The following is a 16521-nucleotide window of genomic DNA, read 5'->3' as shown; positions in this document are numbered from 1 at the left end:
GCCGGGAAACCGGCCCCGACTATTTGTGGGTTCTGCAAGCCGCCTGTGCGCTTGGATTGATGCCGTCCGCTCGACCTCAGTCACGCAGTCCGATGACCTTCTCGACGAAGTCTGCGATCGCCTGCGTGTCGTCCAGGTCGAATACGGGGAGGCCGGCGTCCGCGACCGGATGATCGGCAGCGATGGCCATGATATGCGGATCGTTGGGTGCGAGCGGTTCGCGATTGGCCGATTCCTGGCGGCGCGCCTCGATTTTCGGGACAGGCTCGCGCTTGTACCCTTCGATCAGTACCAGGTCGCAGGGGGCAAGCCGGGACAAGATCTCTTCGAATGTGGGCTCCGGCGCCCCACGCAATTCATGCATGATCGCGAAGCGCGTCGACGAAACGATCGTTACCTCGTGCGCGCCGGCCTCGCGGTGGCGGTAGCTGTCCGCGCCGACCTTGTCGATGTCGAAGTCGTGATGCGCGTGCTTGATCGTGGAGACCATGTAGCCGCGGCGGGTCATTTCACTGACAAGGCGGACCATCAGGCCGGTCTTCCCGGAATTCTTCCAGCCGGCGATGCCGAAAATCTTCGGTGGGCGCAAGGGGTCGTTCATGGTTCGTGATCCTCGATATAGGGCAACCAGGCCTCCGCCCGCTGAAGCTCTTCGGGCGTGTTGATGTTGACTGCCGGAGGGAAGGTGGCATAGGAGGGGCCGCCTGGCATCGAGAACGTCCTCGGCTATTCCAGGGGGCCGCCGAGTGCGCGCTGCGCGACCGCCCGCCGGCCGCGCTTGCTCTCGCGGTAGAACGTATAAAGGCCGGAACCGATGATGATGGCGACGCCCGCCAGCAGCCAGCGGTCCGGCGTCTCTGCGAAGAAGACGACTCCGAGGGTGATCGACCAGAGAAGACTCATATAGCGAAATGGCGCAATCACGGAGATCTCGCCCTCGCGCATCGCGAGTACGATCGTCTGGTAACCGAGCATCAGAAGCACACTGGCGCCGGCGATATGGCTGAGCGACGTCGTAGACATCGGTTGCCAGCCGCCGAGCGGGACGATGAGGGCCGCACCGACCAGCGTCGTCACGAGTGAGGTCGTCACCGTGATGTACAGCGACGGCACGTCGGTGCCGATGCGGCGGGTGCAGAGGTCTCGTGTCGCAGTGAAAAAGACGCAGGCGACGACGGTGAGGGCCGCCGCGGTGAAGCCCTCGGGACCGGGGCGCAACACGATGAGGACGCCGGCGAAGCCGACGACGATCGCCGCCCACCGCCGCCAGCCGACGGGCTCGCCGAGGAACAGCGCAGCGCCGAGCGTGACCGCCAGCGGAAGTGCCTGCATGATCGCCGAAGCGTTGGCGAGCGGGATCTGGCCGAGCGCGGAGATATAGGTCACCGATGCAAGCGCCTCCATGGCGATGCGCAGCAGGATGGCCGGCCTGAAGATCGTCCGAACCGGCCGGAAGGCGCCGAACCGGTATGCGACTAAGACCACCATCAGCGTCGTCAGCAACCCGCGGATGAACATGATCTGGCCGGTATTCATCGCGCCGGTGACCGATTTTACCAGCGCATCGTTGCAGGCGAACCCGATCATCGCGAGGCACATGAAGACGATGCCGCGGAAATTGGCTGACGAGCGCATTCTCATTCCTGATAGCTGTGGCCGAACGGCGCGAGCCTCCCCGGCGTGGCGAATCCCTACTGCATGTTCCCTTAAATCCTATCCGATTAAAGGACAAAAACATCCGGAAGATCAAAGATCTGAGCGCTTCAAAACCGATGAGGTAGGAGATGTCGCGCATCGCCCGCGGCGCTCGTGCCGAGCAAGGCATTGCCGCTTGTCCCTTCGCCCCGCTTGCGGGGAGAAGGTGCCGGCAGGCGGATGAGGGGCAAAACTGTTATCCCCCGGTGACGCTCATGTGCCGGGCGACGGCGGGGCGGTTGTGTTCGCGGTCGATGATGAAGTCGTGGCCCTTCGGCTTGCGGCCGATCGCCTCGTCGATGACCTGCCCGAGATAGGCGTCGTCGTCGGTGGCGCGCAGTGCGGCGCGCAGATCGGCAGCGTCGTTCTGGCCGAGGCACATATAGAGCGTGCCGGTGCAGGTCAGCCGGACGCGATTGCAGCTTTCGCAAAAATTGTGCGTGAGCGGCGTAATCAGGCCGAGACGCCCGCCGGTCTCCGCGACCTCGACATAGCGGGCCGGGCCGCCGGTGCGGTAGGGAATGTCATGGAGCGTGAAGTCGGCCTCGAGCCGCCTGCGCATTTCCGAGAGCGGCAGGTAATGGTCGGTCCTGTCCTCGTCCACTTCGCCCATCGGCATGGTCTCGATCAGCGTCAGATCCATGCCGCGGCCATGCGCCCAGCGCATCAGATCCGGTATCTCGGCATCGTTGAAGTCCTTGAGGGCAACGGCGTTGATCTTCACCTTCAATCCGGCTGCCAACGCCGCGTCGATGCCTTCGTGCACCCTTGCCAATTCGCCCCAGCGGGTGATCTGGCGGAACTTGTCGGGATCGAGCGTGTCGAGCGAGACATTGATCCTCCGCACGCCGCAATCGACGAGTTCGGCGGCGAATTTCGAAAGCTGCGAGCCGTTGGTGGTGAGTGTCAGTTCGTCCAGCCGTCCCGCTTCGATCTCCTTGCCGAGTTCGCGAATGAGGAACATGATGTTCTTGCGCACCAGCGGCTCCCCGCCGGTGAGCCTCAGCTTGCGTACGCCCTTGGCGATGAAGGCGGAACAGAGCCGCTGGAGTTCCTCCAGCGTCAACAGGTCCTTCTTCGGCAGGAACGTCATGTGCTCCGCCATGCAATAGGTGCAGCGGAAGTCGCAGCGGTCGGTGACAGAGACGCGCAGATAGGTGACCGCGCGGCCAAATGGATCGACCATCGGGGCAGTCGTGGTGTCGAGCGGTCTGGCGTCGGTCTGGTCTATAGCGGCCGTGTTCAAGTCTTTTCTCCCTGCGCTTTCAATGTCGTGGTCAAAAAGGGTCGCGTCAAGGCGCATCCTGCCGCAAACTGTTTCAAATATCTGGAAAGCCTTCTGGGGGCGATTTCCGGCCGTTCAATTCTGCTTTACTGAACGAGGACGAACACGGAGCAATGACGATGAGCGAATTCTGGCCGACCGAACTGCGGATATCCAGGGACCGCCACCGCCTGTCCGTCACCTTCGACGACGGCGTGGCCTTCGACCTGTCCGCGGAACTCCTGCGGGTCCTCTCGCCCTCGGCAGAGGTGCAAGGGCACGGGCCGGGCCAGCGGGTGACGGTTCCGGGCAAGCGCAACGTCCAGATCATCACGGTCCAGCCGACGGGAAATTACGCGGTGCGAATCGGTTTCGACGATACGCATGACACCGGCATCTATACCTGGACCTACCTGCGGGAGCTCGGCGAGAAAGGCGAAGAGCTGTTCAAGGCCTATGAGCAGGAGCTCGCCGACAAGGGTATGTCGCGCGACAAGGCCGAAAAGCCGCGCTGACGTCTCGCAGCCTTTGGTGACCGCCGACCGGGCAGCCTCGGTCAGCTTCCCGCCGCCAATTCATCTTCCTTGAGCAGGGTGGCGATGATCCGCTCCATCGACTCGGCGACCTTGACGCAGTCCTCGATCGGCTCCCCGCCGTGCGAACTCTCGATGAGCGCGGTCTGAATTTCCATTGCTTCCTCGGTCAAGGTCCTTCCGGCTGAGGTCAGCGACAGACGCAACACGCGTTTGTCTCTTGCGTCGCCTCGCCTTTCGATGAGGCCGCGCTTTTCGAGCTGCGGCAGCAGCATGCTCATGTTCGAGCGGCCGACGAGCAGCTTGCGTGCAAGCTCCTGCTGGGTGATGCCGTCGAAGCGGTAGAGATTGACCAGGATGTCCAGGTGCGGTGGCTTCACATCCAGATGGCTCAGCCGCCGCGTCAATGTCTGCTGCATCAGCTGACAGGCGCGGGCAACGGCGATCCAACTTCGAAAACGAGGATGATCCCAGGGAAAGTGGTGGCTTTCGATCTGTGCTTGCTTTCTGTTCATCGTTGTACAATTATGTTCATGGTTGAACATTAGAAAGCTACACTATGCCATCCTTTGCGATCAAGGTCATCCGTCTATCGCTGAAGGCCGTTTCCGCGTTTTCGGCCGACAAGGCAGGCAAGTCCGCATTCTGGATCTTCTGCCGCACTCCGAGCCGGAAGCCAAAAAGCGGCAAGGAGGCGGCGCTGCTCAAAGCGGCAGTGCCGATCATGCAACGGTCGCGGAAGGTCACGTTGTCCTTTGCGGGCGGCTGGGCTGCCGCTCGCCATTTCGAATGCCGCAACGGCGGTCGTGGGCCGCGGGTACTGGTCGCGCACGGCTGGGGATCTCGCAGCGACTATCTGGCAACGCTGATCGACGGCCTGCTCTCCGCGGGAGCGGAGGTGGTGGCGCTCGACTTGCCGGGTCACGGAGCGTCGCCCGGGCGGACACTGACCATGCCGCAAGCGGTGAGGGCGATCGATGCGGCGTGGCGCCACTTCGACGGATTCGATGTCGGTATAGGCCATTCCTTCGGCGGCGCGAGCCTCGCCTGCGCGGCCGGGGCAGTGCTCTGCGACGTACCGGCGCGCGTTCCGGGGAAACTGGTCCTGATCGGTGCGCCAAGCGAAATGACATGGCTCTTCAGGGGCTTCGGCCGGATGTTGGGGCTCGCGCCGAAGGCGCAGGCAGCTTTCGAGGGCATGGTGGAGCGGCTCTCCGGGCGTCGCATCGAGGGTTTCGATGCCACCCGCATCCTGGCGGCACTCCGCAGGCCGGTTCTGGTCATCCATGCCGAGGACGACAAGGAGGTCCCCGCCGATCACGCGCGCCGCTACGGCGCGGTCGGGCCAAATGTAGAATTGCACTGGGCGAACGGTCTCGGGCATCGCCGCATCGTTTCCGCCGCTGCGGTCATCGAGAAGATCAACGAATTTCTCTGGGAGCGCAGGAAAGAGGCTCCCATGTCAAAAATCGCCTGATGGCGTCATCAGGTCGTCATGCTATTCCTCGAAACGGGCGCGCAGAGATCGCGATTTCGGCGTGACAGCCGCAGCACCGTTGCAGGAGGGATGAGATGACGATTATCGGAACGGTCGAGGAGTTGCAGGCGCTCTATGGCGGAGCGAGCGAGGCATCGATCGTCAAGGTAACGGCTGCACTGACGGCCGAGTACCGGGAAATGATCGAAGCGTCGCCCTTCGCAGCGCTCGCCACCGTCGGTCCTGAGGGACTCGACTGTTCGCCGCGGGGCGACGATCGATGCGTCGTCCGCGTCGCGGACGACAAGACCGTGCTGATGCCCGACTGGCGGGGTAACAACCGGGTGGACTCGCTTGCCAATATCGTGCGCGATCCGAGAGTGGCGCTGCTCTTCCTCGTGCCCGGATCGAATACCACCATCCGCATCAACGGCACCGCCGTCGTCAGCGTCGACCCCGCTTTGACCAGTTCCTTCGAGATCGATGGGAAGCACCCGCGCAGCGTCGTCGTGGTCACGATCGGCGAGGTCTATTTCCAATGCGCCCGGGCTCTGATCCGTTCACAGCTTTGGAATGCGGAGCGCTTCGCCGATGCCGCCTCGCTGCCGACGCCGGGCGCGCTGCTGAAGGCTGCCAAGGCCGATTTCGACAAGGAAAGCTATGACCGGGAATGGCCCGGCCGCGCCGCGAAAACCATGTGGTAGGCGGCCGCGGCGGCTACATGTCGAGCCGCGGCCGCCTGAAGTCCGATCAGGCCGGGCCGATCATGGTCTCGGGGCGGACGACGGCGTCGAACTCCTCGTCCGTGACGTAGCCGCCGCCTACGGCCTCTTCGCGAAGCGTGGTGCCGTTCTTGTGTGCGGTCTTGGCGATCTTGGCCGCGTTGTCGTAGCCGATCTTCGGCGCAAGCGCAGTCACCAGCATGAGCGAACGGTCGAGCGCCGCCTTGATGTTGTCCTCCCGCGCCTCGATCCCGACGACGCAATTATCGGTGAAGGAGATAGCCGCATCGGCGAGCAGCTGCACCGACTGCAGGAAGTTGTAGGCCATCAGCGGATTGTAGACGTTGAGCTCGAAATGGCCCTGGCTGCCGGCAAAGGTCAGCGCCGCATGATTGCCGAAGACCTGGACGCAGACCTGGGTAAGCGCTTCGCACTGAGTCGGATTGACCTTGCCCGGCATGATGGACGAGCCCGGCTCGTTTTCCGGCAGCGAAAGCTCGCCGAGGCCGGAGCGGGGGCCAGAGCCGAGAAAGCGGATGTCGTTGGCGATCTTGAAGAGCGCGGCGGCGGTGGCGTTGATTGCGCCGTGGCTGAAGACCATCGAGTCGTGTGCGGCCAGTGCTTCGAACTTGTTCGGCGCGGAAGTGAAGCCGATGCCGGTGATGCCGGCGATTTCCTCGGCGACCTTCTCGGCAAATCCGACGGGCGCGTTGAGCCCGGTGCCGACGGCGGTCCCGCCCTGGGCGAGCTCGCAAAGGCCGGGGAGCGTCATCTCGATCCGTTTGATCGAGGAGGCGACCTGCGCAGAATAGCCGGAAAACTCCTGTCCCAGAGTCAGGGGCGTTGCGTCCTGCGTGTGGGTGCGTCCGATCTTGATGATGTGATCGAAAGCCTTCACCTTCTCTTCGAGCGCCTTGTGCAAGTGCTTGAGCGCCGGCAGCAGATCGTGGATCACGCGCTCCGCGCAGGCGATGTGCATGGCGGTGGGATAGGTGTCGTTCGACGACTGGCTCATATTGACGTGATCGTTCGGATGAACCGGTTTCTTCGAGCCCATGACGCCGCCGAGCAGCTCGATCGCACGGTTGGAAACGACCTCGTTCGCATTCATGTTCGACTGGGTTCCGGAGCCCGTCTGCCACACGACGAGAGGGAAGTGCTCGTCAAGCTTGCCGTCGATCACCTCCTGCGCGGCCCTGACGATAGCGTCGCCGATCGTCGGATCGAGGCGGCCGAGCGCCATGTTGGCGCGGGCAGCCGCCTGTTTGACGATGCCGAGTGCACGCACGATTGCCAGAGGCTGCTTTTCCCAGCCGATTTTGAAATTGCCCAGCGATCGCTGGGCCTGTGCGCCCCAATAGCGGTCGCTCGCCACTTCGATGGGGCCGAACGTATCTGTTTCCGTGCGGGTCGATGTCATCGCGATACCTGCTTTCGTCATGCGGTTCATGAAGCCGAGGCGGGGAACCGGGTCCAAAGCCGATCTTTCTCCCCGCTGCCGGGCATTTCTCTGCCTCGGCCATGACGCCTTGTAAAGGGGCCGCGGGGGCTTGGAGCCCCTACAATCGTTTGAATTTCCGCCGAGCGGCAAGCCGCGATCAGGCTTCGCTCACAAGGGTTTCCGGCCGGCACGATGTGTCCTTTCCGTCACATCCGCAATCTTCCGTTGCGCATCTTCCCTGTGTCGCAGGGAACATCGGCATGGCGCCGCGGCGTTCAAAGTGGATGCAAATCAGATTTTTAGACGAAGGGTCATGGCTGAAAACGGGACGCGGCGATACGCGGGGCGCGGATTCGGGAGGCTTCGTTTCCTTTTCATTCACCATCCTTTTCTATAACTCTCGGAGCACGAGGGCGTGGCGAGAATCTGGCGGCGACTGCATTCGGCGGCGACGCAATACGGGGACGTTTATATCTATGAGAACTATCAAGTCGGCAGCGATTGTCGCGCTCATGAGCGGCTGTGCGGTTGCAACCATGGATGTGCAGCCGGCGTCTGCAATCACCTTCATGGACTTCATCCGCGGAGGCAAGAAGCGCGATGCGCAGGAGCAGGTGCAGCCTCGCCAGCAGGTTCCGGGCGTGGACATGTTCGCGCCGCAGCGGCTTGATCAGAAGGTGGCGAAGCCTCCGCGCATCACCGGCCCGCGCTATTATACCTATAAGGCGGACCCGCTGCGCCGGATCGCGACGGACCGTCTGGTCGATCCCGTCGTTACCGGTTCGGTGCTGAACGGAGCCCTGCCGCCGATGCTGCGCTCGCCGCTTTCCGATGCGCGCCAGTTTCTTCCGGAAATCAATGTGCGCGCGCCCGGCGAGGTGGCGAAAGCTGTCGAGAATTTCTACGGCACCCGGTCGGATTTCCTGTGGATCGAGAGGACGGGCGTCAACGGCCGTGCCAAGGCGGCGCTGGCCGTCCTGTCCGACGCTGCGAAGGTCGGTCTCGACCCGCTCGACTACGCCGTCGTCATTCCTCCGGAAGATTTCGACCGCGGCGACATGATCGCCCGCGAGAAGGATTTGGTGCGCTTCGAAATCGCGATGTCCGCGGCCGTGCTCACCTATGTCCAGGACACCGTGCGCGGCCGTATCGACCCGAACAGGATATCCGGCTATCACGACTTCAAGCGGAAAAACGTCGATCTTCTTGGCTTTCTGGAGAAGGTCGAGACAAGCAGTGACGTCGCGGCGCTTGTCGAAAGTCAGAATCCGAAAAGCGCACAGTTTACGGCATTGAGGCAGGAACTCGAGCGGCTTCGGACGCAGGTGGAAGCTGTGCCACGGGTGGAGATCGCACCGGGGACGTTGCTGAAGCCCGGCGAACGCAATCCGGAACTCGCGAATGTCATCGCCGGAATCAAGTTGAAAGCCTCGGAAGCGTTGAAGACGGAGCATGCGGTCGTGCTCGCGGCCTATGACGGGACGCCGGACTACACGCCCGAGTTGGTGCCGGTCGTCGAGGCCTTCCAGAAGGAACATGGCCTGAAGGCGGATGGCATTGTCGGGCAGGCGTCGATACGCGCGCTCACCGGCGGCGATACGACCGAAGGGAAGATAGACAAGGTCGAAATCGCGATGGAGCAGGCGCGCTGGTTGCCGGATGGGCTTGGCGAGCGCTATGTCTTCATCAACCAGCCGGCCTTCACCGCCTCCTATACGGAACAGGGCACCGAGCAGTTCTCCATGCGCGTGGTCGTCGGTTCCAAGGCCAACCAGACATATTTCTTCCAGGACGAAATCCAGACGGTCGAAGTAAATCCCTATTGGGGCGTGCCGCAGTCGATCATCGTCAACGAGATGCTGCCGAAGCTTAGAAACGATCCGGGCTACCTGGATCGGATGGGTTATCAGGTGGAAGTCGGCGGCCGCGTTGTTCCTTCCACCGCGGTGAACTGGTACGGATCGACGAACTCGGTCGCCGTGCGTCAGCCGCCGAGCAGCGACAATGCGCTTGGCGAACTGAAGATCCTCTTCCCCAATGCGCATGCGATCTACATGCACGACACGCCGTCGAAGAGCTTCTTCAAGCGTGATCAGCGGGCGCTCAGCCATGGCTGCGTGCGTCTTGCCGATCCCCGGCGGATGGCGGCGGCGGTTCTGGGCGTAAGTGTCGATGATGTCGGCATGGAAATATCAGGCGGCCGCAACAAGGCGCTGCCGGTGTCCGCCAAAGTCCCGGTCTATGTTTCCTACTTTACCGCCTGGCCGAACAAGGACGGGACCGTCGAGTATTTCAACGACGTCTACGAGCGCGACATGTATATGAATCGCGCATTCGAGGCGACGCGCAAGGCGCGGAGTTTGGAAGGTTGAGGAGGGTGGGCCGCGTTACACGAGCGGCCCCTTTCACTTCGGCTTGCGGGAGAGCACGGTCTCGACCAGATTCGGTGTCAATTCGTCGAAGTGCCCGATGATTTGGTCGGGCAGCAAGCTTTCTATCGGCACGTCTGAATAGCCGAAGGGCACGACGATCGACGGAACGGAGGCATTTCGGGCGACGAGAACGTCGTTGAGACTGTCGCCGACCATGACCGCCCGTTCGGCCACCCCACCGGCATTCGAGACCGTCGACAGCAGGTGATCGGCATGCGGTTTGCGGACGGTGAAGGTATCGCCGCCGGATATCGCCGCAAAGCGGCCAAGTAGCCCCAACCCCTCCAAAAGACGCTTTGCCAGCATTTCCGGCTTGTTGGTGCAGACGGCGAGTTTCAGCCCCGCATCCTGCAGGCGGTCGAGCGCTTCGATCAGTCCCGGATAGGGCAGGGATTCACCCGGCATCGATCCGTGATAAAAATCGACGAACTCTTTCATCTGCCAGGACAGTTCTTCTTCGGCAATCGTTCTGCCGCGAAGCGCGAAGGTCCGCTCGATCATGGCCCGTGCGCCGTGGCCGACCAGATGCGTGAGGTCCGCGTAGGTCACCGGCTCGATACCGGCTTGCGTCACCGCATGGTTCAAGCTGGCGACGAGATCGGGCGCTGTGTCGACGAGCGTACCGTCGAGATCGAAGACGACTAGGGGCAGGGACACCGGCAACCTCGTTCTGCAAAACCTTGTCCGACCGGGTAGGCGAAGTCGGCGTCGAATGCAATGGCGACCTAGGTCGTAGCGCTGCCGGAATCCGGCTCAGGCCGTGCATTTTGACTTTTGTTTGCCGCGGCGGGCGTGTAAGTGTCTCAGCGGAATTGGACGGTGGCGGCCGAGGGCGACGCCCCCGCCTGACGTGGATCGAGAGGGAGCGAGTGGCGCATGGACGCCCGCCAAATGAAGATCAAGGCCGCCGAAGCGGCGCTTGAACATGTCGAAAACGGCATGCGGCTTGGAATAGGCACAGGCTCGACGGCTGAAGAATTCGTCCGATTGCTGGCCGAGAAAGTGGCATCCGGCTTTCAGATCTCCGGCGTCCCGACGTCCGAGCGGACTGCGCGCCTCTGCCTCGAGCTCGGTGTGCCTCTGAAGTCGCTCGACGAACTGCCGGAACTGGACCTGACGATCGACGGGGCCGACGAGGTCGACGGAAAGCTACGCCTCATCAAGGGTGGCGGTGGCGCGTTGCTGCGCGAGAAGATCGTCGCGAGCGCCTCGGCGCGGATGATCGTCATCGCCGACGAATCGAAGGTCGTGGACGTGCTCGGCGCTTTCAAACTGCCGATCGAGATCAATTCTTTCGGCCAGGTCGCCACGAGGCTCGCGATCGAGAAGACCGCTTCGCGTCTGGGTCTGGCAGGAGACATCGTCGTGCGATCCTCCGGCGACGGAGCCTTCACGACCGATGGCGGACACCTCATTCTCGACGCATCTTTTGGCCGTATTCCTGATGCAGATGCGCTCGCGGTGGAGCTGAACGCCATTCCGGGCGTCGTCGAGCACGGGCTTTTTATAGAAATGGCGTCGATGGCGATCATTGCCGGTCCTGAGGGAGCGCGCACGCTTACGGCCTCTTGAACCGTTCCGGCCAGCGGCGCGGGGCGTATCGAGAGACAGACTTTTGCACAGGTCAGCCAGGCGGCGGCTATCGGCCGGGCGGCAGGTGCCAACACAGGAGCATGGAAAAATATGAACAAATTCGCAGGTCTTGCCCGCACTTTCGCTACTGCTGCGATCCTCGTTTCGGTTGCGGTTCCGGCGGTACGGGCGCAGGACGTGACGGAAGATCAGATCAAGGCTGCGCGTGCGACGATCGCCGCGCTCGGCGTGACCAACAGCTTCGACAACATTCTGCCGAACCTCGCCGAACGCCTGAAGAACACCCTCATTCAGGCATCGCCGAACCATCAGGAACTGATCACCGCGACCGTGGACGAGAAGGCGCTCAGCCTCGCCGGGCGGCGTTCGGATCTGGAGCGCGAAGCCGCCACCATCTACGCGAAGACCTTCACCGTCGAAGAACTGAACGCCATCGCCGACTTCTACAACTCGACCGCGGGCAAGAAGCTTCTGAACGACGGCCCGATCGCCTCGCGTGAGATGCTGAAGGCCGCCGACATCTGGGCTGCCGGCGTTTCGCGCGACCTGACCAGCGAAGCGACGAAGTCGCTCGACGAGAAGATCGGCAATGCGCCGGCGGCAAATGCCGGCACCGCGGCGCCTGCGCAATAACGACGGGTCGAACCGGCGGTCTGGCCGCCACCTGACGGCACGAATTTAACCGCAAGACAGGAGCCCGGAGCGATCCGGGCTTTTCTTTTTTTGCGCCGCAATACTATATCAGGGGCGAAAGGCGACTCCGTTTGCGCTTTCCAGCCCGACGTCTCCCGGCCGACGGCCTATTCGACATTTCACTTCCTGCAGGAGTTCCCATGAGCGCTTTCGACTATGACCTCTTCGTGATCGGCGGCGGTTCGGGCGGCGTGAGAAGCGGACGGCTGGCTGCGGCGCTCGGCAAGAAGGTGGCGATCGCCGAGGAGTTCCGTTACGGCGGGACGTGCGTCATCCGCGGCTGTGTACCGAAGAAGCTTTATGTCTATGCCTCGCAGTTTGCGGAACATTTCGAAGATGCCGCCGGCTTCGGCTGGGTCGTCGGCGAGAGCCGTTTCGATTGGGCCAAGCTCGTCGCCGCGAAGGAACAGGAAATCGCCCGGCTGGAGGGTCTTTACCGTAAGGGTCTGGCGAATGCCGGCGCCGAGATCCTGGATACGCGCGCCGAGCTCGCCGGTCCGAACACCGTGAAGCTGCTTGCTAGCGGCAAGACCGTCACCGCGGAGCGCATCGTTATCGCGGTCGGGGGGCATCCGAGTCCGCATGACGCGCTGCCGGGCCATGAACTGTGCATCACCTCCAACGAAGCCTTCGATCTTCCGGCGCTGCCGGAATCGATCCTCATTGCCGGCGGCGGCTACATCGCCGTGGAATTCGCCAATATCTTCCACGGGCTGGGCGTGAAAACGACGCTGATCTACCGCGGGAAGGAAATTCTGTCCCGCTTCGATCAGGATATGCGGCGTGGTCTGCACGCAGCCATGGAGGAGAAGGGAATCCGCATCCTCTGCGAGGACATCATTCAGTCGGTGTCGGCGGATGCGGACGGGCGGCGGGTGGCCACGACGATGAAACATGGTGAGATCGTCGCCGACCAGGTGATGCTGGCGCTCGGTCGTGTGCCGAACACGACGGGTCTCGGGCTTGAGGCCGCCGGCGTCAGGACCAATGAGCTCGGTGCAATCATCGTCGACGCCTTTTCGCGCACGAGCACGCCGGGGATCTACGCACTCGGCGATGTGACCGATCGCGTGCAGCTGACCCCGGTGGCGATCCACGAGGCCATGTGCTTCATCGAGACGGAATACAAGAACAATCCGACCTCGCCGGACCACGACCTGATCGCGACTGCCGTCTTCTCGCAACCCGAGATCGGCACGGTCGGGATCACGGAAGAGGAAGCGGCCCGGAAATTCCAAGAGATCGAGGTCTATCGCGCCGAGTTCCGGCCGATGAAAGCGACGCTCTCCGGCCGTAAGGAGAAGACGATCATGAAGCTCGTCGTCAATGCCTCTGACCGCAAGGTCGTCGGGGCGCATATTCTCGGCCATGATGCGGGCGAGATGGCACAGTTGTTGGGGATTTCGCTGAAGGCCCGCTGCACGAAGGACGATTTCGACCGGACGATGGCGGTTCACCCAACGGCGGCGGAGGAGCTCGTCACGATGTATCAGCCGAGCTATCGCGTGAGGAACGGAGAGAGGGTCGGCTGAGCCTTGTCCGCCGGCGTCGTGGCAGTCCACGTTTTCTGGTAGGATGGCTTTCCAAGCCCCCTGTTAACGTTTATAAGCCCGCATCCGCGAAAGTAGTCCGCCCCGGGCGTTGTGGCAGATCGCAGGTATCGGCGGGGCTGCCGACGCGGACGCATGCAAATCCGGATGCCGGGCGGCGTGACGGCCGCAGGGCGCGACGCGGGCCGATCCGCGTCAGACAACAGGTGATGGAAATGGCACAGACTTGGACTCCGAACAGCTGGCGGCAAAAACCCATTCAGCAGGTGCCGGACTATCCGGACCTCGCAGCGCTCGATAGCGTGGAGGCGCGTCTTGCCAAATATCCGCCGCTTGTCTTCGCCGGAGAGGCGCGCCGTCTCAAGAGCGCACTTGCCAATGTCGCCGAGGGCCGCGGCTTCCTGTTGCAAGGGGGCGACTGCGCCGAGAGCTTCGCCGAGCATGGCGCCGATACGATCCGCGATTTCTTCCGCGCCTTCCTGCAGATGGCCGTCGTCCTGACCTTCGGTGCGCAGCAGCCGGTCGTCAAGGTGGGCCGCATTGCCGGCCAGTTCGCCAAGCCGCGCTCGTCGGGCGTTGAAAAACAGGGCGATGTGACGCTGCCGAGCTACCGCGGCGACATCATCAACGGCATAGAGTTCACGGAGGAGGCACGCGTGCCCAATCCGGAACGGCAGGTCATGGCCTATCGCCAGTCCGCGGCCACGCTGAACCTGCTGCGCGCCTTCGCCATGGGCGGTTACGCCAATCTCGAGAACGTCCATCAGTGGATGCTCGGTTTCGTCAAGGACAGCCCTCAGGCAGAGCGTTACCGCAAGCTCGCCGACCGGATCTCCGAGACGATGGATTTCATGAAGGCGATCGGTATCACCGCTGAAAACCATCCGAGCCTGCGTGAAACGGATTTCTTCACCAGCCACGAAGCTCTGCTGCTCGGTTACGAGCAGGCGCTCACGCGCGTCGATTCGACCTCGGGCGACTGGTACGCGACGTCCGGCCACATGATCTGGATCGGCGATCGTACGCGCCAGCCCGATCATGCGCATATCGAATATTGCCGCGGCATCAAGAATCCGCTTGGCCTGAAGTGCGGCCCGTCGCTGACGGCGGACGGCCTTCTCGAATTGATCGACATCCTCAATCCCGCCAACGAGGCGGGACGTCTCACGCTGATCTGCCGCTTCGGCCACGACAAGGTCGCCGAGCATCTGCCGCGCCTCATCCGAGCCGTCGAGCGGGAGGGCAAGAAGGTGGTGTGGTCCTGCGATCCGATGCATGGCAACACGATCACGCTCAACAATTACAAGACCCGACCGTTCGAGCGGATTCTGTCCGAAGTCGAGAGCTTCTTCCAGATTCACCGCGCCGAAGGCTCGCATCCGGGCGGCATCCATATCGAGATGACCGGCAACGACGTCACGGAGTGCACCGGCGGCGCGCGTGCGCTTTCCGGCGACGACCTTGCCGATCGCTACCACACCCATTGCGATCCGCGCCTCAATGCCGACCAGGCACTTGAGCTGGCCTTCCTGCTCGCCGAGCGGATGAAGGGCGGCCGCGACGAGAAGAAGATGGTCGTCAACGGCTGATCGCTTCGATAAAGCCATCGGTTCAATATTTCTGAACCTGCGGCGCATTCTCTGAATTTGACTTTGGCCGGGCCAGCTTGAAAGCTTGCCCGGCTTTTATGTGTTGAAGTGCACAGGTTCGAAGGGGGCAGACGATGGAAATAAACGAGGGCGGTTGCCTTTGCGGCGCTGTGCGTTTCAAGACGCGCGGAAAGCTTCGCGAACTGATCTTCTGCCATTGCTCTCAATGCCGAAAGCAAACCGGGCTCTACTACGCGGCCACGAATGTGCTCGACAGTGAAATGGAAGTGGAAGGCGTCGAGAACGTGACCTGGTACCGTTCCAGCGATGAGGCGCGACGCGGTTTCTGCCGGCGTTGCGGATCGGCCCTGTTCTGGAAGGCGGATGGACTGGACTACACGTCCATTCTCGCCGGAACGTTTGACGGGGCGGTGGCGCTCGAGCCCGGCTATCACATCTTTTGCGCGGACAAGGGGAGCTATTACGATATCGGCGACGACCTGCCGCGCTTTCCAGGATCGCGGCCGTAGCGTCATAAGGCGTGCAGCGAATGCTCGGCAGTCAAGCAGGCCAATCGGAGGCTTGATCATAGGCGCTGGCCAAAGCCTCGATCTTGACCGCCTGCCAGGAGACATATTCCTCGATCAGCCTTGCGCTCAGCCAGAACCGTCCGCGTCGTCCATCCTCGGATTTGCCAAGGAACCCGGCTGCGTCGGCGCTGGCGAATATCCGGCGGACATGGGTATTCGATATCAGGTAGTGCTCGGCGAGTTTCGCCAGGCTGACATCGACCCATACCTTGCCGTCCATCGGCACGAATTCGCAGACGCGCGTCATGAGATCGTCGAGGATCACGCCGCCCGATTCGGACCAGACAAAGATGGCGACACCCTTCGGCGGCGTCGTCCATCTGCCGTCGGAGAGGAGGCGCCGTGCCGCGAGCGGCTGGGCGCGTTCGAAAATCGATTTGTCCGCCTCGACGCGTGAGACTCTGGTTCCGCCGTCGAGGAGATCGATCGTGCTCATCTGACTCTTGAACCAGAGTCGCATCGCGGTCTCGCTGACCTCGGTCGGCTCGAGAGGGCGCGCTCTCTTGGTACGTCCGCCGGATGCCGGCTGAAGCAGCTTGTAAGCGACCAGTTCCGCCAGGAATGCGGCCGCCGTGTTGCGGCTGGCGCCTCCGGTATCCCGCATGAATTTGAGCAACCGCGCGGCAGTGATGCCTGATTCCGGGTTGTTGGCATCCCGTTCGAGATGCAGGGAATAGGCCGCTTGGGTCAGCATCCACTTCTGGTGTGACGCTACCAGCCGCGCAACGCGCGGGAAGAGGTCATTGACGGCGATCAGCGTTCGCGCGCCTGCCTGCAATATTTGCGGGAAATTTGGATTTTGCACCAAGTCGCTAACCGTCAAGCCGGTTGGTACCTGCTGCTCAGAGCTGCCCTTCTCCGCGACCCGCTGCATCTGCTGCGCGCGCCCCCACTCCTGCGCTGGGGGCACTGCAATGGTCCCTTCGCCCCGCATTTACCATT

General features: G+C 62.5%; 16 protein-coding genes and 1 pseudogene. 9 read left to right on the top strand and 8 right to left on the bottom strand.

From position 1 onward, the window contains the following. Nucleotides 1-76 precede the first annotated feature (76 nt). The 4 genes and pseudogenes from mobB to moaA form a co-directional block, all read right to left on the bottom strand. Nucleotides 77-601 (bottom strand): molybdopterin-guanine dinucleotide biosynthesis protein B, encoded by a 525-nt coding sequence (mobB, locus tag ACFHWW_RS30810; protein ID WP_018095159.1) that lies wholly within the window; start codon nt 599-601, stop codon nt 77-79. Continuing rightward, nucleotides 598-678 (bottom strand): annotated as a pseudogene (locus ACFHWW_RS30805) (molybdenum cofactor guanylyltransferase MobA); the annotation flags it as partial. The pseudogene ACFHWW_RS30805 and the gene mobB, both read right to left, overlap by 4 nt. Nucleotides 679-726: 48 nt before the next feature. Further along, nucleotides 727-1635 (bottom strand): DMT family transporter, encoded by a 909-nt coding sequence (locus ACFHWW_RS30800; RefSeq protein ID WP_379943034.1) that lies wholly within the window; start codon nt 1633-1635, stop codon nt 727-729. A gap of 256 nt (nt 1636-1891) precedes the next feature. Continuing rightward, nucleotides 1892-2941 (bottom strand): GTP 3',8-cyclase MoaA, encoded by a 1050-nt coding sequence (moaA, locus tag ACFHWW_RS30795; RefSeq protein WP_127711920.1) that lies wholly within the window; start codon nt 2939-2941, stop codon nt 1892-1894. Nucleotides 2942-3099: 158 nt separating this feature from the next. Here moaA and ACFHWW_RS30790 point away from each other — a divergent pair, with 158 nt between their 5' ends. After that, nucleotides 3100-3474, top strand: coding sequence for a gamma-butyrobetaine hydroxylase-like domain-containing protein (locus ACFHWW_RS30790; protein WP_379943031.1), 375 nt, complete (start codon nt 3100-3102; stop codon nt 3472-3474). A 41-nt stretch (nt 3475-3515) separates the two neighbouring features. Here ACFHWW_RS30790 and ACFHWW_RS30785 read toward each other — a convergent pair whose 3' ends face one another. Continuing rightward, a complete protein-coding gene (locus ACFHWW_RS30785; protein ID WP_379943029.1) occupies nt 3516-4007 on the bottom strand; it encodes a MarR family winged helix-turn-helix transcriptional regulator in 492 nt (163 codons plus the stop codon). Between the two features lie 44 nt (nt 4008-4051). Between ACFHWW_RS30785 and ACFHWW_RS30780 the strand changes: the two genes are divergently transcribed. Together ACFHWW_RS30780 and ACFHWW_RS30775 are read left to right on the top strand one after the other, a co-directional pair. Then, a complete protein-coding gene (locus ACFHWW_RS30780) occupies nt 4052-4969 on the top strand; it encodes an alpha/beta fold hydrolase (RefSeq protein ID WP_379943027.1) in 918 nt (305 codons plus the stop codon). Nucleotides 4970-5064: 95 nt separating this feature from the next. Beyond that, entirely contained in the window at nt 5065-5673 is a 609-nt protein-coding gene (locus ACFHWW_RS30775; protein ID WP_379943025.1) for a pyridoxamine 5'-phosphate oxidase family protein, read from the top strand. 46 nt (nt 5674-5719) lie between these two features. Here the strand turns inward: ACFHWW_RS30775 and fumC are convergent, their stop codons facing one another. Beyond that, nucleotides 5720-7111, bottom strand: a complete 1392-nt coding sequence (gene fumC / locus ACFHWW_RS30770) for a class II fumarate hydratase (protein WP_164867045.1) — start codon at nt 7109-7111, stop codon at nt 5720-5722. Between the two features lie 497 nt (nt 7112-7608). Here fumC and ACFHWW_RS30765 point away from each other — a divergent pair, with 497 nt between their 5' ends. Then, nucleotides 7609-9504 (top strand): murein L,D-transpeptidase, encoded by a 1896-nt coding sequence (locus tag ACFHWW_RS30765; protein ID WP_379943023.1) that lies wholly within the window; start codon nt 7609-7611, stop codon nt 9502-9504. Nucleotides 9505-9537: 33 nt separating this feature from the next. On the opposite strand, the gene ACFHWW_RS30760 is transcribed toward ACFHWW_RS30765, so the two are convergent. Beyond that, nucleotides 9538-10221, bottom strand: a complete 684-nt coding sequence (locus ACFHWW_RS30760) for an HAD family hydrolase (RefSeq protein ID WP_324761871.1) — start codon at nt 10219-10221, stop codon at nt 9538-9540. Nucleotides 10222-10440: 219 nt separating this feature from the next. Between ACFHWW_RS30760 and rpiA the strand changes: the two genes are divergently transcribed. The 5 genes from rpiA (at nt 10441) to ACFHWW_RS30735 (ending at nt 15519) form a co-directional block, all read left to right on the top strand. Further along, nucleotides 10441-11136 carry a ribose-5-phosphate isomerase RpiA gene (gene rpiA / locus ACFHWW_RS30755; protein WP_018095149.1) on the top strand — a complete coding sequence of 232 codons (696 nt, stop codon included), beginning with the start codon at nt 10441-10443 and terminating at the stop codon, nt 11134-11136. 111 nt (nt 11137-11247) lie between these two features. After that, the gene (locus tag ACFHWW_RS30750) at nt 11248-11790 is read left to right on the top strand and encodes a DUF2059 domain-containing protein (RefSeq protein ID WP_100673090.1); all 543 of its coding nucleotides are present in this window, start codon (nt 11248-11250) and stop codon (nt 11788-11790) included. 200 nt (nt 11791-11990) lie between these two features. Next, nucleotides 11991-13382, top strand: a complete 1392-nt coding sequence (gene gor / locus ACFHWW_RS30745) for a glutathione-disulfide reductase (protein ID WP_379943020.1) — start codon at nt 11991-11993, stop codon at nt 13380-13382. Nucleotides 13383-13615: 233 nt separating this feature from the next. After that, a complete protein-coding gene (locus ACFHWW_RS30740; RefSeq protein ID WP_100673237.1) occupies nt 13616-14989 on the top strand; it encodes a class II 3-deoxy-7-phosphoheptulonate synthase in 1374 nt (457 codons plus the stop codon). A 134-nt stretch (nt 14990-15123) separates the two neighbouring features. Next, nucleotides 15124-15519 (top strand): GFA family protein, encoded by a 396-nt coding sequence (locus ACFHWW_RS30735; RefSeq protein ID WP_379943018.1) that lies wholly within the window; start codon nt 15124-15126, stop codon nt 15517-15519. Between the two features lie 31 nt (nt 15520-15550). On the opposite strand, the gene ACFHWW_RS30730 is transcribed toward ACFHWW_RS30735, so the two are convergent. Continuing rightward, entirely contained in the window at nt 15551-16489 is a 939-nt protein-coding gene (locus ACFHWW_RS30730) for a hypothetical protein (protein ID WP_324761867.1), read from the bottom strand. Nucleotides 16490-16521 lie beyond the last annotated feature (32 nt).

Source organism: Sinorhizobium sp. P24N7 (assembly GCF_042436655.1).
GTDB lineage: Bacteria > Pseudomonadota > Alphaproteobacteria > Rhizobiales > Rhizobiaceae > Sinorhizobium > Sinorhizobium meliloti_A.
This window is presented reverse-complemented; position numbering and strand designations above follow the sequence as displayed.

Bases quoted from the DNA above. Each gene is read 5' to 3' on its own strand.
- ACFHWW_RS30750 (WP_100673090.1), top strand. From the start codon at position 11,248: ATGAACAAATTCGCAGGTCTTGCCCGCACTTTCGCTACTGCTGCGATC.
- ACFHWW_RS30765 (WP_379943023.1), top strand. From the start codon at position 7,609: ATGAGAACTATCAAGTCGGCAGCGATTGTCGCGCTCATGAGCGGCTGT.
- ACFHWW_RS30800 (WP_379943034.1), bottom strand. From the start codon at position 1,635: ATGCGCTCGTCAGCCAATTTCCGCGGCATCGTCTTCATGTGCCTCGCG.
- fumC (WP_164867045.1), bottom strand. From the start codon at position 7,111: ATGACATCGACCCGCACGGAAACAGATACGTTCGGCCCCATCGAAGTG.
- ACFHWW_RS30735 (WP_379943018.1), top strand. From the start codon at position 15,124: ATGGAAATAAACGAGGGCGGTTGCCTTTGCGGCGCTGTGCGTTTCAAG.
- ACFHWW_RS30775 (WP_379943025.1), top strand. From the start codon at position 5,065: ATGACGATTATCGGAACGGTCGAGGAGTTGCAGGCGCTCTATGGCGGA.
- mobB (WP_018095159.1), bottom strand. From the start codon at position 601: ATGAACGACCCCTTGCGCCCACCGAAGATTTTCGGCATCGCCGGCTGG.
- ACFHWW_RS30785 (WP_379943029.1), bottom strand. From the start codon at position 4,007: ATGAACAGAAAGCAAGCACAGATCGAAAGCCACCACTTTCCCTGGGAT.
- ACFHWW_RS30790 (WP_379943031.1), top strand. From the start codon at position 3,100: ATGAGCGAATTCTGGCCGACCGAACTGCGGATATCCAGGGACCGCCAC.
- rpiA (WP_018095149.1), top strand. From the start codon at position 10,441: ATGGACGCCCGCCAAATGAAGATCAAGGCCGCCGAAGCGGCGCTTGAA.
- ACFHWW_RS30740 (WP_100673237.1), top strand. From the start codon at position 13,616: ATGGCACAGACTTGGACTCCGAACAGCTGGCGGCAAAAACCCATTCAG.
- ACFHWW_RS30780 (WP_379943027.1), top strand. From the start codon at position 4,052: ATGCCATCCTTTGCGATCAAGGTCATCCGTCTATCGCTGAAGGCCGTT.
- gor (WP_379943020.1), top strand. From the start codon at position 11,991: ATGAGCGCTTTCGACTATGACCTCTTCGTGATCGGCGGCGGTTCGGGC.